Raw genomic sequence first — 17,748 nt, forward strand, 5'->3', positions numbered from 1 at the left:
CTCTAGTTGATGAACCGCAGGTCGGGGAACCAGTCGGCGGCCAGCGCCATGATGTAGAAGTCGGTCAGCGCCAGCGTGCCGAGCGTGATCCAGGCGAGCTGCATGTGCCGGACGTTGAGCCAGGACACCCAGGTCCACGCCCGGTACCGGACCGGGTGTTTCGAGAAGTGCTTCAACCGGCCGCCGACGATGTGCCGGCAGGAGTGGCAGGAGATCGTGTACGCCCAGAGCATGGTCACGTTGCCGACCAGGATCAGGTTGCCCAGCCCGAACCCGAAGCCGTCGGGGGAGCGGAAGGCCAGGATCGCGTCCCAACTGTTGATCAGCGAGATGACCACCGCGACGTAGAAGAAGTACCGGTGCGAGTTCTGCCCGAGCAGCGGGAACCGGGTCTCCCCGGAGTACGCCTGGTGCCGGTCCGGCACCGCGCAGGCCGGCGGGGAGAGCCAGAACGACCGGTAGTACGCCTTGCGGTAGTAGTAGCAGGTCAACCGGAACAACAGCAGCAGCGGCAGGGTCAGCGCGGCCTCGGGGATGATCCACCAGCCAGGCAGGAACCGGCCGAAGTGCGACGCCTCCGGAAGGCACCGCTCGGTGATGCAGGGGGAGTAGAACGGGGTCAGGTAGTGGTAGTCCGCCACCCAGTACCAGTCGTGCATGAAGACCCGGACCGTCGCGTACGCCAACCAGGCGCTGAGCCCGACCACCGTGACCAGTGGGGGGATCCACCAGCGGTCGGTACGCAACGTCTTCGCCGCGATAGCGGCGCGTGATCGCGCTCCGCGCGGTCTCGTTGCCGTTGAAGTCATTGCAGTTGTCTCCCTGACGGGGCCCTCGCGGGCGGCGGACGGAACTCCTGCCGGACAGGCGGGCCCGGGGATCCGCGCCCGCTGTCGCTTACCTGCGCACACCACGACCGCGCCGGGGCGTGCACCGGCGCCGCCAAGTAGTGACCTACGTTACGCCGATCAGTGCCGCTCGCACGTGCAGACGCGGCGTCGAGATCGTCCGTCCGACCAGGAGAGATCAACTAGCCCGGTCGATGCGGCGGTTCTCGCCGGCCGGGTGCGGACCGGCTAGGGGAGCAGGTCGGCCGGGTCGACGGTGACGGTGACCGGCCCGTCGAGGGCCAGGGGCTCACCAGGTTTCGCCGTCGCGTGCTCCCCGAAGTGCGCGCCCTGCCGCCGGTACAGCCGCAGCACCCCGGTCGCCTGGTCGACCAGCAGGTACCAGTCGATGCCGGCGGCGGCGTAGTAGTGCATCTTGAGCACCCGGTCGGTGGTCGCGTTGCTCGGCGAGACGATCTCGCAGACCAGCCGTACGTCGGTCGCCTCGACGTACAGCGCGTCGAAGTCGACGATCTCGGCGACCACCAGGTCGGGGACGACGACCCGGCCGGGTCTGAGCCGGACGTTCACCGCTTCCAGCAACTCCAGGCCGACAGACTCGGCTGCGGCTTCCAGCAGGTTCCCGAGTCTCCGGGAGATTCGCTGGTGGCGCGGGGTCGGGGCGGGGGTCACGTGGAGGCTCCCGTCGAAGAGTTCGACGCGTTGCGACGTCTCGCCGAGGGCGAGGTACTCCTCGTCGGTCCATGGCCCGTCGTGCTCGAACACCGCCACGGTCATGGTCACCTCCACCTCGGCTCCCGCGTGATCCTGCACCGCCCGCCGCCGCCATGGTCGCACCCCACGTGCGACCCGCCCCTGCTCCGGGTTGCCGCCCCCGGCCCTCTGGTAAGAAGGGGACCCTTCTCTACCGTATGCGTTAAGAGGGGGCCCTTCCTTACACCCAGGCGCGGACGAAGGCGAGCTCCTGGGTGAGCAGGTGCTCGGCGATCCCGCCGGCGGCCAGGTGGGTGGCGCCGGTCAACGGCAGCACCGCGTGCGGGCGGCCGGTGGCCAGCAGCGCCGCGGAGAGCCGCAGGGTGTGCGCGGCCACCACGTTGTCGTCGGCCAGCCCGTGCACCAGCAGCAGCGGCCGGGCCTGGCTCCGGGCCGCGACCGGCTCGGCGGCCAACTCCACCAGCGAGTGGTGGGCGTAGACGTCCGGGCCGTCGTCCGGCAGGCCCAGGTACCGCTCGGTGTACGCGGTGTCGTACAGCGCCCAGTCGGTGACCGGGGCGCCGACCACGCCGCACCGGAACAGCTCGGGGTGGCGCAGCACCGCCAGCCCGGCCAGCCAGCCGCCGAACGACCAGCCACGGACCGCCACCCGGTCGAGGTCCAGGTCGGGGTGCTTCTCGGCGAGCGCGCCCAGCGCGTCGACCTGGTCGGCGAGGACCACGTCGGCGACCCGCCGGTGGACCGCCTTCTCGAACGACGGGGCCACCCCGGGGGTGCCCCGGTTGTCGATGGTGACCACCGCGAAGCCGGCGTCGGCCCACCACTGCCGCTCCAGCCAGGCCGCCCGCGCGGCCACCACCTCCTGGTGCCCCGGGCCGCCGTACACGTCGAGCAGCACCGGCAGCCGCCGACCGGCCACGTGGGAGCCCGGGTAGAGCACCGCCGTGGGCAGCCGCCGGTCGGTGACCCGCTCCAGCACCGGGCGCGGGGCGTACGGCGGGGTGGCGGCCAGCGACCGGAGCACCGCCACCTCCCGGTCGCCCTGCCGGACCGTCCACCGGGTGCCCGGCTGGTCCAGCGAGGCGGTGCCGACGGCCAGCACGGTCCCGCCCACGGCGGCGGTGTGCCAGCCCGGGTCGGTGGTGATCCGGCGGGCGTCCACCCCGCCGCCGATCACGGTGCGGACCCGGAACAGGTGCCGCTGGCTCGGCTCCCCGTCGCTCGCCTCGACCAGCAGGTCGACCGGGCCGTCGTCGCCGGGCAGCCGCCCGACCACCCGGCGCACGTACAGCGAGGGCGGGGTGAGCAGGGTGCCGTCGGCGAAGAGGCAGCGGGCGTCGTACCCGTCGTGGGCCAGTTCGCCGCCGACCAGCACCCGCCCGTCGGGCAGGTGCGCCGGGGTGCCGGCGATCGGCTCGACCCAGCGCGGGTCGGCCAGCTCCGCGTGCACCTGGGTCTCCCCGGTGCGCGGGTCCACGGCGAGGACCAGGCCGTGCTGCTGGGCCCGGCGCAGCACGGTGATCAGCGGGCCGCCGTCGGCCCAGTTCACCGAGGCCAGGTACGGGTACGTCTCGCGGTCCCAGTGCACGTCCACCCAGCCCCCGTCGAGGTCGAGCAGGTGCAGGCTCACCTCGGCGTTCGGCCCACCCGACACCGGGTACGCGACGGTGGTCGGCGGGGTGGCCGGGTCGGTCGGGTCGTGCAGGTGCCACCGGGGCAGCCGGGAGTCGTCCACCCGGGCGGCGAGCACGGACCGACCGTCGGGCGCCCACCAGTAGCCCCGGTACCGGCCGAACTCCTCGGCGGCGATGTGCTCGGCCAGCCCCCAGGTCACCCCGGCGTCCTCGCCGGCCAGCATGGTGTCGGTGCCGTCGCTGTCGACCACCCGCAGCTCGCCCCGGCGCACCCCGTCGGCGGCGTCGGTGACGTACGCCAGCCGCTGCCCGGTCGGGTCGGGCCGGGGGTCGAGCACCGGGCCGGCGACGGCCACCTCGACCACGTCCCCGTGCACCAGGTCGGCCCGGAAGAGCCGGCCGGCGAGCGCGAAGGCGGCGACCCGGCCGGCGGCGTCCAGCGCGTACGAGCCGATCCCGGCGGCGCTGAGCCGCAGCCGTTCCCGCAGCGCCCGCTCGCCGGGCGACAGCGCGGCCGGGTCGGCGTCGTCGCCGAGCAGCGCCGCCGGCTCGGCGACCAGGCGTTCCTCGCCGGAGACGACGTCGAGCAGCCAGAGGGCGTCGGCGGCGTCCTCCGGCCCGGCCGAGCGCAGGAAGACCACCCGGGAGCCGTCGCCGGCCACGGTGACGGCTCGCGGCGCCCCGTGGCTGAACCTGCGGGTGCGGGCGGCCAGCTCGGGATAGTCCACACGGCAGATCGTAGAGCGGTGCCGGGGCCGATGTGGCGGACCTGGACCAGACGCGTCCCGCCCGGGGCGGACCAACCGCCGGTTAGAGTGACCGTCGTGACGACGCTGCCCGACCGCCGGCTCCTGCTGGTCCACGCGCACCCCGACGACGAGTCCATCGGCACCGGCTCGACGATGGCCCACTACGCCGCGACCGGCGCCCACGTCACCCTCGTGACCTGCACCCTCGGTGAGGAGGGGGAGATCCACGTGCCGGCCCTGGCGCAGCTCGCCGCCGACCAGGCCGACCAGCTCGGCGGGTACCGGATCGCCGAGCTGGAGGCGGCGTGCGCGGCGCTCGGCGTCACCGACCACCGGTTCCTCGGCGGCGCCGGCCGGTACCGCGACTCCGGGATGATGGGGCTGCCGACCAACCAGCACCCCCGCGCGTTCTGGCAGGCCGACCTCGACGAGGCCGCCGGGCACCTGGTGGAGGTCATCCGGGAGGTACGCCCGCAGGTCATGATCACGTACGACGAGAACGGCTTCTACGGGCACCCGGACCACATCCAGGCGCACCGGGTCGCCATGCGGGCCCACGAGCTGGCCGCCGCCGAGGGGATCGCCCCGGCGAAGGTCTACTGGACGGCGATGCCGCTCAGCGTGCTGGAGGCCGGGCTGAACCACTTCGCAGAGTCGTCGGACAACCCCTTCGCCGGCATCACCGACCTCTCCGAGCTGCCCTTCGGCACCCCGGACCCGGAGATCGCGGCCTGCCTCGACGCCACCGAGCAGCACGTCGCGAAGGAGACGGCGATGCGTGCCCACGCCACCCAGATCCCGGCCACCTCCTGGCTCTACTCGATCGCCGGGAACTTCGGCGCCGAGTTCATGGGCGTGGAGTACTTCACCCTGGCGGTCGGGGCGAAGGGCCCCGGCAGCGGCCCGTACGGCTGGGAGAGCGACCTCTTCGCCGGGCTGCCGGTGGGCGCCCCGGCCGGGGAGTCGGCCGACCCGGGTCCGGCCCCGGACGGCCCCGACCGGGCCCCGGTCGCGGCGGCCGGCCCGCGGTGACCCTGCCCGCCGCGCCGATGCCGATCGTCGACGAGGAACCCGTTCCGCCGCCGCCCGGCCGGGCGGCGCGCGTCGCCGACCTCGCGCTGCGGGTGGCCGGCGGCGTGGTGGTGGTCGTCGCCGCGGTGCTGACCGTCGTCCTGGAACTGCTGCTCTCGGCGGTCCGGGTGGGCGGGTACCTGATCGGGGTGTCGGCGCTGATCGCGATCGGCGCGAACATCGCGCTGAGCTGGTTCGCCCACGAGACGGTCGGCACCCGCTGGGCGGTGGTGCTGCCCGCGCTGCCCTGGTTCGCGATCATGTCGGTGGCGGCCGTCCGGACCGACGAGGGCGACCTGCTGCTCGCCGGGGACAACTGGGTCGGCCTCGCGATGATCGTGACGGGCGCGATGACGTTCGCGGTGATGGGCTTCCGGCAGATCCTCGCCCCACCGGCGCCCCCGCGCTGAGGCGCCGGCCGGGCCGGCGGCCGGAAAATCGACCAAAGTTCCGGTCTTCGGTCCGTCGAGATGCTGACTTCTCCCAGGCGGATTTGGTAGACATTCCTGCCAGGAGCCTGCCGCCGGGGCAGGCGGTACGGCGGGAGACGTGCAATGAACGAGCGGTGGCGCGCTGTCGGTGTGCTCGCGGGAGCCCTGTTCGCGGTCAACGTGGTCGCCCGACTGGTGATCGAGTTCGGCTTCGACGGTGACGACAGCACCGCCGCGGACCGGGCGTCACTCGGCATGTTCGTGGTGATCGGCGCGATCCTCGCCACCCTCGCCTTCCGCTGGGGGAGCGACCGGCCGGCGGGCCGGTGGACCGCGGACATCGGCGCGGCGGTGCTGGTGGCCCTGCTGCTGACCATCTTCGTCGGGCCGCTGCTGGTCGGCAACAGCCCCTTCGCCGGTGGCGCCGGCACCTTCTTCGCCCAGATCTGGCTCTACCTGGCCGCCGCCGGAGCCGGGGTGCTCGTCGGCTACCTGGTGGTCACCGCCCTCGGCCGCGACTACCGCTCGCGGCAACTCGCCCGGTACGCCGAGGAGCGCACCGCCCGCCCCCGCCGCGTCGTCGGCCGCTGAGCCCGGCCACCACCAGCGCGCCCGGTCCGCCTCGCGCCCGCCGACCGTCGCACGGTCTCCGCTCTCACCGGCGTACCGAGCACTGCCCCGTCTGCGCGGGCAGTTCCAAAGGAGGCCGGGCACGACACCGGGCAGCCCGAGGCGAGGCACCACCCGGCGGTCAGGCGGTGGGGCCAGGGGGTGGGGCCGTCCGGGTCAGGTAGGTGTGGTGGGTGGTGAAGCCCAGCTTCCGGTACAGGGCGACGGCGGCCACGTTCCGCTGCTCCACCTGGAGGAAGGCGTGCGTGGCGCCCCCGCTGCGGGCCCAGTCGGCGAGGCCGCGGACCAGTTGGCCGGCGAGTCCCTGCCGGCGGGCCGCCGGGACCACCTCGATCAGGCCGAGCCCGAGCCAGCGTCCGCCGCCGGTGACGGTGCCCCGGGCGATCGCGGCGAGGGTGCCGCCGACGTACACCTGGGCGAAGCGGACCTGGTCCACGGCGGTGAGGATGTGGTGGGCGGAGTCGGGCAGGCCGCCGCCCTTGCGCGCGGTGGCGATCGCCAGCCAGTCGTCGGACGGTGCCTCGACCAGGTCGACCCGTGCCTCGACCAGGTCGACTGGTGGCCCGGGCGCCGTCCCCGTCGGCGCCGACAGCGCGGCCAGGTCCACCGTCTGCACCAGGACCAGGGGGCCGGCGCTCCAGCCACGGGCGTCCAACTCGGCGCCGACCGGCGCGGCGAGGGGGAGCGGGGTGTTGACCAGCGCGGGGCGGCCCCGGTCGGCGTACCAGCGCTCGACCGCGTCCACGGCGGCCGGCAGCGGGCGGTCCGGGTCGCCGACCGGCAGCGCGGAGTTGGCCCGCCCGGTCCAGCCCTCGGCGCTGCGCAGCAGCCAGTCGCCGAGCCGGTCGCGGACCGGCGCCGGCCAGGACTCGTCGGCGGCCAACTCCAGGTCGACCACGGCGGCGGCGGTGGGGCGGCGGGCCGGGGGTACCCGTTTGGCCCGGTGCACCTCGTCGCGCGGGACCCGCATCCGCCCCTGCGCGGTGGCCAGCGTGAGATGAGTCTCGCTCAGCTCGACCAGTTCGCCGAGAGCATCGGAGAACAGGGGCCGGCCCTCGCGAATCCCCACAATCCGGCGGACCACGATCCGGTGTCCCACATCCTGCTGTCGGAGCACGATCGACCCCCTCCCCGGCGAGATACTAGGCTCTTACCGTCGCGGGTGATCGCGGCGTGTCTTGCGGAGGAGAAGACCGGTGACCTACATCATCGCCGAGCCCTGCGTGGATGTGCTCGACAAGGCATGCATCGAGGAGTGCCCGGTCGACTGCATCTACGAGGGAAATCGGATGCTCTACATCCACCCTGACGAGTGCGTCGACTGCGGTGCCTGTGAGCCGGTCTGCCCGGTCGAGGCGATCTTCTACGAGGACGACGTCCCGGAGCAGTGGAAGGACTACACCGGGGCGAACTACGAGTTCTTCGAGGACCTGGGCTCGCCCGGGGGCGCCTCGAAGATCGGCAAGGTGGAGAAGGACGCGACCTTCGTCGCCGCCCAGCCGCCGCGCGGAGAGGGCCACTGAGCGTGTCCGCGCCGCTGTCCTCGCGGCTGCCGGACTTCACCTGGGACAGCCTGGACGCCGCGGCCACCCTGGCCGCGGCACATCCGGGTGGTCTGATCAACCTTTCCATGGGTACGCCGGTCGACCCGGTGCCCCCGGTGATCAGGCAGGCGCTGGCGGACGCCTCCGACGCCCCCGGTTACCCGCTGACCGCCGGTACGGTCGAGCTGCGGCGGGCCATGCTGGCCTGGGTCTCCCGGGCCTGCGGCGCGGGGGTGGACGGGCTCGCCGTGCTGCCCACCATCGGCTCGAAGGAACTGGTGGCCTGGCTGCCGACCCTGCTCGGGATCGGCCCCGGTGACGTCGTGGTGATTCCGTCGATCTGCTACCCGACGTACGACGACGGGGTCCGGCTGGCCGGGGCCACGACGGTACGCGCCGACTCGCTGACCGCGGTCGGCCCCACGTCGCGGGTACGCCTGGTCTGGCTGAACTCGCCCGGCAACCCGACCGGCCGGGTGCTTCCGGCGGCCCACCTGCGCAAGGTGGTCGACTGGGCCCGGGAGCGCGGTGCCGTGGTCGCCAGCGACGAGTGTTACCTGCCGCTGGGCTGGACCCCCGGGGCGGACCCGGTCTCGGTGCTCTCCCCGGAGGTCTGCGGCGGCTCGTACGACGGCGTCCTCGCGGTGCACTCGCTCTCCAAGCGCTCCAACCTGGCCGGGTACCGTGCCGGCCTGGTGGCGGGTGACCCGACGCTGGTCGGCGAGCTGCTCAGGGTCCGCAAGCACGCGGGCATGATCGTGCCCGCCCCGGTGCAGGCCGCGATGGTCGCCGCCCTCGGTGACCAGGCGCACGCCGACGAGCAGCGGGAGCGGTACCGGGCCCGCCGGAAGGTCCTCGCCGCCGCGTTCACCGACGCCGGGTTCACCATCGAGCACTCCGAGGCCGGGCTCTACCTCTGGCTGACCCGGGGCGAGGACTGCTGGCAGACGATCGACTGGCTGGCCCGCCGGGGCATCCTGGCCGCCGCCGGGGTGTTCTACGGCCCGGCCGGCAGCCAGCACGTCCGGGTGGCGCTGACCGAGTCCGACGAGCGCGTCGCGCAGGTCGCCGACCGGCTCGCCGAGCGCTGACCGCCGCCGCGCGCCGAGCGGCGCGACGGTTGCCCGTCGTGACGTCGCCCGGTCGTCGTGGTGACGACCGGGCGACGTGTCGGGGCTGACGATCAGCCGTTGATCGAGGCGAAGACCTCCAGCAGGGTGTCCCGGCTCTGCGCCTCCAGCAGGTCCCCGGTGAAGGACTCGTGCAGCACCAGGGTCCGGCCGCCGTGCAGGGTCAGCGTCGCCTTCAGGGGCACCTCCCGACCCACCTCGACCGAGACGACCTCCTCGAACGGTACGAAGGTGTGCCTCGCGGCCAGGTCCTCCAGCGAGGTCGAGCCGACCAGCGTGCGCAGCCGCTCCTCGCCCTCGCCCACCGGCCCCGGGTCGGCGATCAGCACCAGCCCCCGGTCGAGGACTAGCAGGTCCCGCTTCTGCCCGTCGACCTTCACGTTGGCCATGCCGCCGAGCAGCCCCGCGTTGCGGCCGGTGGCCCGCTGCTGCACCACCGTCGCCGCGCCGGGGTCGACACCGAGTTCGGCGAGGCGGGCCAGCGCGTCGTCCAGGGTCTGCGGGGAGACCGCGAGCTTGGCGATGTCGGCCAGGTCCACGGGCTCGCCGGCCGGGCCGACCAGCCGGGCGGGGCTGCTCCAGGAGAGCTGCCAGTGCGCCCGGCTGCTGCGGACCGCCGCGTTGACCAGCAGCAGCTCCATGGGGTCCGCGAAGTGCTGGGCCGCCTCCCGACGGGTGGCCTGGGCGAAGAACTGCTCGGCGAACTCCCCGAGCCGGTTGTGCCGGACGAGGTCCAGCACCGTGCCCAGGCCGGGCTCCGGGTCACCGGTGAACCGGCCGGCGGCCCGGTAGAACCGGTCCGCCCGTTCCTGCGTGGAGGCGGCCAGCGCCGCGGCGATGAACTCCGGCCAGGGCAGGACGGTACGGTCCCCGTGGTCCACGACCGTGGCCTGGAGCGCCCGGCCGGCCTGCCCGACGTCGGCGAGCAGGACGGTGGCCGGACGGTCGTCGGTGACGCCGGTGCCCGCCGGGGCGCTTCGCATGGCGGCGATCCGGACCCCGATCGGCGGGTGGGTGTCCCACCGCGACCCGGTCTCCTCGGGGGCGGCCTCCTGAAGCCGGATGATCTCCGCCCGCCGGGCGGCGACCAGCTCTCCGAACCCGCCGAAGAGGTCGTCCGGGGCGAGCCCGGCGGCCCACCCCGACTCGACGTACCGGGCCTCGTAGAACGACCAGGCTGCTCCGACGGCCGGGATGCCGCGCAGCGCGGAGGTCGCCGCCTCCGGGCCGGCGAGAAACACCGAGGCGCGGTCGGCCTCCAGTTCCTGGCGACGCGAGGCGGCGTTGTCCACGAGCAGGTAGAGCCGGGCGTATCCGCGGAAGACCATGCCGATCGGGTTCCACCTGCCGATCCGCCCGATGGTGGTACCGATCGCCAGCCGGCCCCGGTAGGCCACGCCGCCCAGCCGGGTGTGCCGGCCGGAGAAGTGGCCCAGTTCGTGTGCCAGCACCGACCGGAGTTGGTCGACCCGCATCGCGTGCAGCAGGGGCAGCCCCACCAGCAGGGTCCGCCGGCCGCCGAGCAGGCCCAGCAACCGGGTCTGCTCGGTGACGGCCGCGTTCACGTCGGGCACCAGTCGGATCTCGTCCGGGGCGCGGGTGGCGACGGCGGCGGAGAGTTCCCGGACCGTGGCCCACAGCGCGGGAGCCTCCCGGTCGGTCAGGACCAGTCCGGGCGGCGGCTCGGCCTTGGTCCGCAGGGACCGCCACAGCCCCACCACCACCGCGCCCAACGCGACGATCAGGGGCCACATCACGTTGGTGGCGAAGAGCCCGGACCGCTCCCGGGTCAACCACACGAAGCCGGCCGCCACGACTGCTAGCTGCAGCAACGCGACGACGTAGAAGCCGGCCAGCATCAGTACGGAGGCGAGCGCACGATACGTCGCAGCCATTGATCTTCCTCCCCGTTGCCCGCGTGTTCGCAGGCGGCGCAGGGACCGTACGATGTGGATCTTCCGCCGGCAACCCTCCGTTCAGGTGCCCGGAGATCGTGGGTCGGCGAGTGGGGAGGATGGGCCGTGTGGCCGTTTCGGCGTCGGGCCCGGCAGCAGCCGGAGCCGATCACCATCGCCATCGACCCGACCCAGGGCGACCCGACCACCCGCGCCCTGCGGACCGCGTTGGAACAGCGGGACTGGCGTACCGCCCGTGACCTGCTCACCCCGGTCGACCACCCCGACGACCACGCCCACTACGTGAGCATGGCCGCGAACGTACCCGGGGTGCAGGAGTGGATCGGGGAGTGGATCGACGCGGAACCCCGGTCGACCCTGCCCCTGCTGGTGCGTGGTGCCCACGCGGTGTACTGGGCGTGGGAGGCCCGGGGCGGGGCTCGCGCGGAGCGGACCGGCCAGGACCAGTTCCGGGAGTTCTGGAAGCGGCTGCGGTTCGCCGAGAACTGCCTCGACGAGGTGGTCGAGCGCGATCCGGAGAACACCACCGCCCGTGCCTTCCTGGTCACCTCGGCCCGGGGCCGGGAGGTCGACCGGGCGGAGGCGCAGCGACGCTTCGACGCGGTGGTCGAGCGGTACCCGGAGCACCGGGTCGCCCACGAGCAGATGCTCCAGTACCTGTGCCGCAAGTGGTGCGGCAGCCACGAGGAGATGTTCGACTTCGCCCGGGCCGCGATGGTCAAGGCTCCCGGGGGATCCCTGCTGGGGCACCTGGTCGCGGTCGCGCACGTCGAGATGTGGCTCGACCTGCCGCCCGGGGAGGACGCCGAGCACATCGGCGCCCCGGAGGTGGTGGCGGAGATCAACGCCGCCGCGGACCACTCGGTACGCCACCCCGACTACCGGCGGCGGCCGGGATGGGCTCCCGCGCACAACGTGGTGGCGTTGGCGTTCTCCCTGTCCGGTGACCTCTCCTCGGCCGAGCAGCAGTTCGAGGTGATCGGGGACCAGGTCACCGACTGGCCGTGGGCGTACCTCTCTGACGATCCGGTCGGCGCCTTCCTCGACCAGCGGGCCCGGGCCCTCGGCGAGGGCGACTGAGCGGCGGGCCGGGCCGGGGGCGATATCCTCTGCCGCAGGACGAGCGGGGCCAGCGCCCCACGCCGAGCGGAACACCGAGGTACGCGTGATGGTGGACAGGTCCGTCGGGCGGACCCGGGCCGCGGTGGTCGGTACCGGCCTGATCGGTGGGTCCCTCCTGCTCGGGCTGCGCGCCGCCGGCCTCGACGTGGCCGGCTGGGATCCGGACCCGACGACCCGGGCGCAGGCCCGGGAACAGGGCGCGACCAGCCCGGACCGGCTCGACGACGCGGTCGCCGACCGGGACGTGGTCTTCCTCTGCGGGCCGCTGCCCACCCTGCCGGAGACCCTGCTGCGGGTCGCCGCCCTGACCGGGGACGGTTGCGTGCTCACCGACGTGGGCAGCACCAAGGCGGAGCTGGCCGGGTTCGCCGACGGGCACGGGCTGGCCCACCGGTTCGTCCCCGGGCACCCGATGGCCGGCACCGACCGGGCCGGGCTGACCGCGGCCGTACCGGGGCTCTTCGAGACCGCCGCCTGGGTGCTCTGCCCGACCGGGCCGGGGCTGCCGGCGTTCCGCTGGCTCGCCGGGCTGCTGCTGGCGGCGTTCCGGTCCCGGGTGGTGCCGATGAGCGCGAGCGGGCACGACGCGGTGGTCGCGCTCTCCTCGCACGTGCCGCACCTGCTGGCCGGGGCGCTCGCCGGGGCGGTGCACCGCGCCGAGCTGGGCGACGCGGTGCTCGCGCTGGCCGCCGGCAGCTTCCGCGACGGTACCCGGGTCGCCGGCAGCCCGCCGCAGCGGACGGCGAACATGCTGCTGGGCAACCGGGAGCAGGTGCTCCGGCAGCTCGACGGGGTGCGGGCGTACCTGGACGAGCTGGCCGGGGCGCTCCGCGCCGACGACCCGGCCGGGCTGGTCGGGCTGTACCGGGGGGCCGCGACGGCTCGTACCGGCCTGGACGGCCGGACGCTGCGGGCCGCCGCGCGCGACTTCCCGCTGCGGGACACCGGCGACGCGGAGCTGGCGTACCTGCTGGCGCTCGGGGCCGACGGCGGCCACCTGAGCGGCTGCCGGGTGGCGGACGGGCGGGTCACCTACACCGCCCACCTTCCGACCGCCGTCCTCTAACCTGAGGACATGGTGGATGGACCGGTGGTGGCGGTACGTGGCGAGGCGTACCGCGAAGTCGCTCCCGAGGTCGCCCGGTTCCGGGTGACCGCGCTGGCCCGCGACCGGGAGCGGGAGGCCACCCTGACCCGGCTCGCCGAGCGGGCCGCCGCCGTCCGGGTGCTGCTCGACTCGTACGGGCCGGTGGTGGAGCGCCGGGAGACCGGCGAGTTGCAGGTCCGTCCGGAGCTGAAGCGCTCCGGCGAGCGGGTGGTGGCGTACCACGGCAGCGTGACCACGACGGTGACGGTCACCGATTTCACCGCCCTCGGCGAGCTGATGCTGCGCCTGGCCGACCAGGACCAGGTGGAGGTCTCCGGTCCGTGGTGGTCGCTGCGGCCGGACAGCCCCGCGCACCGCCAGGCGCGGCAGGCCGCCATCGCCGACGCGCTGGTGCGGGCCCGGGAGTACGCGGAGGCGCTCGGCGCCCGGGTGACCGCCCTGATCGAGCTGGCCGACAACGGCCTGGGCGCGCAGCCGTTGACGAGGATGGCGTTCGCCGGGGTGGCGATGGACGAGGGCGGCACCCGAGAGCTGGACCTCGATCCGCAGCCGCAGGCCGTGCAGGCCAGCGTGGAGGCGCGGTTCACGATCAGCGAGCCGGTCCTGGAGTGACCCCGCCCGCGCAGCCGTGCACCCTCGACGAGCTGGTGGCCCGCGCCCGGACGCTCGCCGGGGCCGGGCCGCGCCAACTGCTCGGCGTCGCCGGTGCCCCCGGCGCGGGCAAGTCCACCCTGGCGGAGCGGATCGTGGCCGGGGTCGGGCCGACGGCCCGGCTGGTGCCGATGGACGGGTTCCACCTGGCCCAGTCCGAGCTGGTCCGGCTCGGCCGGGCCGACCGCAAGGGCGCGGTGGACACCTTCGACGCCAACGGGTACGTCTCCCTGCTGCGCCGGTTGCGCCGGCTGGAGCCGACGACGGTGTACGCGCCGGAGTTCCGCCGCGAGCTGGAGGAGCCGGTCGCCGGGGCGATCGGGGTGCCGCCCTCGGTCCGGCTGGTGGTGACCGAGGGGAACTACCTGCTGCTGACCGACCCGCCCTGGGACGAGGTCCGGTCCCTGCTGCACGAGGCGTGGTTCCTGGACCTGGACGCGGAGCTGCGGCTGCGCCGGCTCACCGCCCGGCACGAGGCGTACGGGCGGTCGCCGGAGCAGGCGCGGGCCTGGGCACGGGGCAGCGACGAGGCGAACGCGCGTCGCGTCGTCGGCACCGCGGACCGCGCCGACCTGGTGGTCCGGCTAACCGACGCCCTGCCGCTGTGACGGGACCGCCCGGCGCAGCAGCCGGGCCACCCGGGCCCGTTCCCGGCCGAACTCCGGCGACTCCGGGTACCCGCTGTGGTTGCGGATCGGCGGGTCGCAGACCTCCCCGTCGCTGGGGTGCAGCGCCTCCGGATCACGGACCGGCACGTCCCGTTCGCCCGCGTCGACGGGCCAGCCCAGCGGGTCGGTAGCCCGCCAGAAGTTGGTCCAGCCGGCCGGTGCGGTGCGCCGCCCGGTCAGCACCGGTAACCGGTCCGGCCCGAAGTACGCAGGGAAGACCCGCCCGTACAACTGGGTGAACTGGCAGCCGTAGGAGAAAAACCAGATCCGCCGTCGCCAGCGCAGCGGGAGCTGGAGCAGGACCGCCGCGCAGATGACGGTGCCCTGGCTGTGCCCGGACAGGATGATGCCGTCCACCCGGCGCGGGTCGTGGTCGTCGAGCGCCAGCAGTCCCGCCGCCCGGGTCTGGAGTTCCGGTACCGCGCGTTCGGCGTAGCAGGGCGGGGCGAGCGGGTGCGCGGCCCGGGGCCAGAAGGTGGCGATGTCCCAGATCACCCCGACGGACCGGCGGGCCGTCTCGTTGCGGTAGACCAGCAGGCCGAGGGCGGCGGCGGCCACCGGCAGCCAGCCGAGCAGGGAGTCGCCGATGTCGGCGACGGTTTTGACCGCGACGTGCCAGCCGCTCACCGTGATGGGGTGGGGGCGGGTGTGCGACAGGGCGGCGGCGCAGCCGACCACGGCGAGCGCGGCACCGAAGACGGAATACCGGCCGACGAGGTTGATGGCGTGCTCGCCGACGAGCCGGTGCAGCGCCCGGTACCTGCTGACGTCCCGGCTGCGTCGGATCTCGTGGGCGGAGAGGGTGTTGCCCGCCGGGACCAGTTTGGCGTACTCCCGACGGCGGAGCCGGGTGAAGATCACGACGGCGTGCCCGGTGACGGCCAGCAGCGCCAGCAGCGCCCCGATGAAGACCAACCCGGCCCACAGCACCGGGATCGGCGGGATCACCGCGGACCGCCCGCTCGGGGTGGCGCCGTTGTTGAGCCGGTCGGTCGCCCAGTAGAGGGCCCCGGCGCAGTAGGCGACGGTGAGCAGCCAGCCGAACCCGGCGATGACCGCCGGCGCCCGGCCGCCCCAGGCCACGTCGGTGTGCGGTACCCGGGGTGCCGCCGAGGCGGCCGGCCGGGTCCGGGGCAGCAGCAGGCCGAGCATGGCCAGGGCACACGTCGGGACGGCGAGCAGCCAGATGTCCAGGTCCGGTGGGGCGGGCAGGGCGTCGGGCAGCCAGCCGGAGAGCCAGGCGGCCCCGGTGGCGAGCAGCAGCCCCGCCACCACCGGCAGGGCCAGGGCACGCCGGCCGGAACGGGCCACCGCCCCGATCGCGATCAACAGCAGCAACTGGCCGGTACTGAACCAGCCGATGTACCAGTCGTACCCGGCCAGCGAGCAGTCCGCGTCGCAGCCCGGCAGGTCGGGGTTGTCGGCGCAGCCGGCGGGCGGGCGCAACGCGGCCAGCGGGGTGCCGGCGGGCCCGTCGGGCAGCAGCAGGACGACGAAGGTACCGGCCAGGCCGGTGCAGGTGAGCACGATGACCGCCATGCTCCAGCGGCCGAGCGGGGTGGCGCCGGCGCGGCGGCTCAGCCACGGCCGGCCCAGCGCCACCACGGCGATGACCAGGACGGCGACGAAGAGGGCCACGGTGGGCCAGACCACGGCGGCCTTCGCCCCCCGGGGCGGGTCCAGCACGATCACCGAGCCGAGCGGTACCGCCGCGGCGATCACCGTACCGACGCAGAGGTGCAGGACGGCGGAGCGGCGCAACTGGCCCTCGCCGCCCCAGAAGGTGGGGTCCTGCAACGGGTTCTCCAGCGGGGGGCGGCGCGGGGCGGCCGGGTCGGCGTCGGGAGCCGGGCCGGCGTCGGTCGGGCCGGCGGTGTCCGGGGTGGCGGCGGGGGTGGGGTCTCCGGTCGGTTCCCCGGTGCGCGGGCCGGCCGGCCGGGCGGGCATCTGCGCCTCGTACTGGTAGGTGCGCCAGCCGAGCAGGCCGAGGACGGCCAGCAGGCCCAGCGGCACCAGCAGGCCGACGGCGAGGGAGCGGGTGTCCCGGCTCCACCAGCCCTGGCCGAGGAACTCCCACGGGCCGGGTATCCGGCTCAGGCAGCTCTGGTCGACGCACTGCCAGCCGATCAGGTCGACGCCGACGCCGGTGGCGGTGAGCGCCAGCGTGCCGGTCAGGCTCAGGCAGAACAGCCGGATCAGCCAGGCGGTGATGCCGGAGCGGCTGCTCCATCGTTCCTGGTCCGGATCCGGTGGGATGCCCGGCCGGGCGTGCAGCGCGACGTTGGCCAGGGCGAAGGGGAGCAGCAGCGTCCACAGGGCCCGGTAGACGTCGTGCGCGGTGCGCGCGCCGGAGGTGAGCTGCCCCCAGCTGTAGGCCTCCACGGCGAGCGGTTCGCCGGAGCGGGCGGTGCTGGACCGGTAGAAGCCGGTCACCTCGTCGCCAGCGACCAGCCACGGTCGGGGCCCGTCGCCGCCGGGCTCCGACCGCAGGCCGAGGATCTGGTCCGGGGGCGTGTTGGACACCCCGTGTACGCGCAGTTCGAGCACCCGCCCGGCCATGACTGCCCTCCCGGTGACGGCGTCATTACCAACAGTGCTCTCATTTGGTGCGGCCGGACACCCCCGATCGGGTGGTTGTCGCAGGTCAGGGGCTTGATCGGTCAGTCGAGGGTGCGTACCACCCGGGCGGGGTTACCGACGGCGACCACGTTCGGCGGGAGGTCCCGGGTCACCACCGCCCCGGCGCCGACGACGGTGTTCTCGCCGATGGTCACCCCGGCGAGCACGATCGCCCCGCCGCCGAGCCAGACGTTGTCCCCGATGGTGATCGGTGCCGAACCCTCCCACTTGGCGCGGCGCGGCTCGGGCTCCACCGGGTGGGTGGGGGTGAGCAGTTGGACGTTCGGTCCGATCTGGACGTCCGCGCCGATGGTGATCGGGGCGACGTCGAGCAGGACCGCGTTGAAGTTGACGAAGGAGCGCGGGCCGAGGTGGATCCGGTAGCCGTAGTCGCAGTAGAGGGGCGGGCGGACCCAGCAGTCCTCGCCGACCGAGCCGAGCAGGTCGCGCAGCGCGGCGAGCCGCGCCGGCGGGTCGTCGGCCGGGCTGGTGTTGAAGCGTTCCATCAGTCGGGCGGCGCGGTCCAGGTCGGCGGCGATCTCGGGGTCGTCGGCCTGGTACGCCTCGCCGGCGAGCATGCGTTCCTTCATGGAGGTCACCGGCCGATCATCCCCCATCCGGTACTCCACTTTGTGCGAACTTGGTCACTTTTCTGACTTCCTTCATGCCTACTCGGTATGCAATTCTGGCCGGTGTCAATGCGACTCCTGTCAGTGATGACGCTCCACGAGGAGGATCCGTTGCACCGAACCAGAAGATCGATCGCAGCCGCTCTCGCGCTCGGGCTGCTGCTCGGCGTTCCGGCGGCGGCCTCGGCCGCGCCCGCCGCGTCGCCGGGGCGGTCGGGCGCCGCGCCGCCGGCCGGCGCAGCCCCCGCGCCGCCGGCCCGGCCGACGACGGTCACCCTGATCAC

At 74.2% G+C, this 17,748-nt stretch carries 16 protein-coding genes; 9 read left to right on the forward strand and 7 right to left on the reverse strand.

Going from position 1 to position 17,748, the window contains the following annotated elements:
* Nucleotides 1–2: 2 nt before the first annotated feature.
* The 3 genes from AWW66_RS04105 to AWW66_RS04115 form a co-directional block, all read right to left on the reverse strand.
* On the reverse strand, nt 3–809 hold the full coding sequence (locus AWW66_RS04105; RefSeq protein WP_067360032.1) for a hypothetical protein: 807 nt from the start codon (nt 807–809) through the stop codon (nt 3–5).
* A 267-nt stretch (nt 810–1,076) separates the two neighbouring features.
* A complete protein-coding gene (locus AWW66_RS04110) occupies nt 1,077–1,625 on the reverse strand; it encodes a Uma2 family endonuclease (RefSeq protein WP_067360064.1) in 549 nt (182 codons plus the stop codon).
* Between the two features lie 157 nt (nt 1,626–1,782).
* A complete protein-coding gene (locus tag AWW66_RS04115; protein ID WP_067360034.1) occupies nt 1,783–3,924 on the reverse strand; it encodes a prolyl oligopeptidase family serine peptidase in 2,142 nt (713 codons plus the stop codon).
* Between the two features lie 87 nt (nt 3,925–4,011).
* On the opposite strand from AWW66_RS04115, the gene mshB reads away from it, so the two are divergent.
* From mshB to AWW66_RS04130, 3 genes are all read left to right on the forward strand, one after another.
* Nucleotides 4,012–4,977, forward strand: coding sequence for an N-acetyl-1-D-myo-inositol-2-amino-2-deoxy-alpha-D-glucopyranoside deacetylase (gene mshB, locus AWW66_RS04120; RefSeq protein WP_211271828.1), 966 nt, complete (start codon nt 4,012–4,014; stop codon nt 4,975–4,977).
* 17 nt (nt 4,978–4,994) lie between these two features.
* Nucleotides 4,995–5,426: a hypothetical protein gene (locus AWW66_RS04125; protein ID WP_067360069.1), complete on the forward strand. Its 432-nt coding sequence runs from the start codon at nt 4,995–4,997 to the stop codon at nt 5,424–5,426.
* A 144-nt stretch (nt 5,427–5,570) separates the two neighbouring features.
* Nucleotides 5,571–6,038 carry a hypothetical protein gene (locus AWW66_RS04130; protein ID WP_067360038.1) on the forward strand — a complete coding sequence of 156 codons (468 nt, stop codon included), beginning with the start codon at nt 5,571–5,573 and terminating at the stop codon, nt 6,036–6,038.
* Between the two features lie 160 nt (nt 6,039–6,198).
* Here the strand turns inward: AWW66_RS04130 and AWW66_RS04135 are convergent, their stop codons facing one another.
* Nucleotides 6,199–7,194, reverse strand: coding sequence for a GNAT family N-acetyltransferase (locus AWW66_RS04135; RefSeq protein ID WP_067360040.1), 996 nt, complete (start codon nt 7,192–7,194; stop codon nt 6,199–6,201).
* 79 nt (nt 7,195–7,273) lie between these two features.
* Between AWW66_RS04135 and fdxA the strand changes: the two genes are divergently transcribed.
* Both fdxA and dapC read left to right on the forward strand, forming a co-directional pair.
* A complete protein-coding gene (gene fdxA, locus AWW66_RS34770; protein ID WP_007464872.1) occupies nt 7,274–7,600 on the forward strand; it encodes a ferredoxin in 327 nt (108 codons plus the stop codon).
* 2 nt (nt 7,601–7,602) lie between these two features.
* Nucleotides 7,603–8,712, forward strand: a complete 1,110-nt coding sequence (gene dapC / locus AWW66_RS04145) for a succinyldiaminopimelate transaminase (protein WP_396890336.1) — start codon at nt 7,603–7,605, stop codon at nt 8,710–8,712.
* Nucleotides 8,713–8,804: 92 nt separating this feature from the next.
* On the opposite strand, the gene AWW66_RS04150 is transcribed toward dapC, so the two are convergent.
* Entirely contained in the window at nt 8,805–10,646 is a 1,842-nt protein-coding gene (locus AWW66_RS04150) for a M48 family metallopeptidase (RefSeq protein WP_067360041.1), read from the reverse strand.
* Nucleotides 10,647–10,772: 126 nt separating this feature from the next.
* Here AWW66_RS04150 and AWW66_RS35890 point away from each other — a divergent pair, with 126 nt between their 5' ends.
* The 4 genes from AWW66_RS35890 (at nt 10,773) to AWW66_RS04170 (ending at nt 14,156) form a co-directional block, all read left to right on the forward strand.
* Nucleotides 10,773–11,747, forward strand: a complete 975-nt coding sequence (locus AWW66_RS35890) for a hypothetical protein (RefSeq protein WP_083978200.1) — start codon at nt 10,773–10,775, stop codon at nt 11,745–11,747.
* Between the two features lie 88 nt (nt 11,748–11,835).
* A complete protein-coding gene (locus tag AWW66_RS04160) occupies nt 11,836–12,855 on the forward strand; it encodes a prephenate dehydrogenase (RefSeq protein ID WP_067360042.1) in 1,020 nt (339 codons plus the stop codon).
* Between the two features lie 9 nt (nt 12,856–12,864).
* Entirely contained in the window at nt 12,865–13,509 is a 645-nt protein-coding gene (locus AWW66_RS04165; RefSeq protein WP_067360044.1) for an SIMPL domain-containing protein, read from the forward strand.
* Complete coding sequence (locus AWW66_RS04170) at nt 13,506–14,156, forward strand: nucleoside/nucleotide kinase family protein (RefSeq protein ID WP_067360046.1); 651 nt, start codon at nt 13,506–13,508, stop codon at nt 14,154–14,156. The genes AWW66_RS04165 and AWW66_RS04170 overlap by 4 nt, the downstream gene beginning before the upstream one ends.
* Here AWW66_RS04170 and AWW66_RS04175 read toward each other — a convergent pair.
* Together AWW66_RS04175 and AWW66_RS04180 are read right to left on the reverse strand one after the other, a co-directional pair.
* A complete protein-coding gene (locus AWW66_RS04175) occupies nt 14,133–16,775 on the reverse strand; it encodes a hypothetical protein (protein WP_067360048.1) in 2,643 nt (880 codons plus the stop codon). The genes AWW66_RS04170 and AWW66_RS04175 overlap by 24 nt on opposite strands.
* A gap of 101 nt (nt 16,776–16,876) precedes the next feature.
* Nucleotides 16,877–17,434: a sugar O-acetyltransferase gene (locus tag AWW66_RS04180; RefSeq protein WP_067360075.1), complete on the reverse strand. Its 558-nt coding sequence runs from the start codon at nt 17,432–17,434 to the stop codon at nt 16,877–16,879.
* Nucleotides 17,435–17,748 lie beyond the last annotated feature (314 nt).

Source organism: Micromonospora rosaria, from assembly GCF_001567585.1.
GTDB classification, from domain to species: Bacteria; Actinomycetota; Actinomycetes; order Mycobacteriales; family Micromonosporaceae; genus Micromonospora; species Micromonospora rosaria.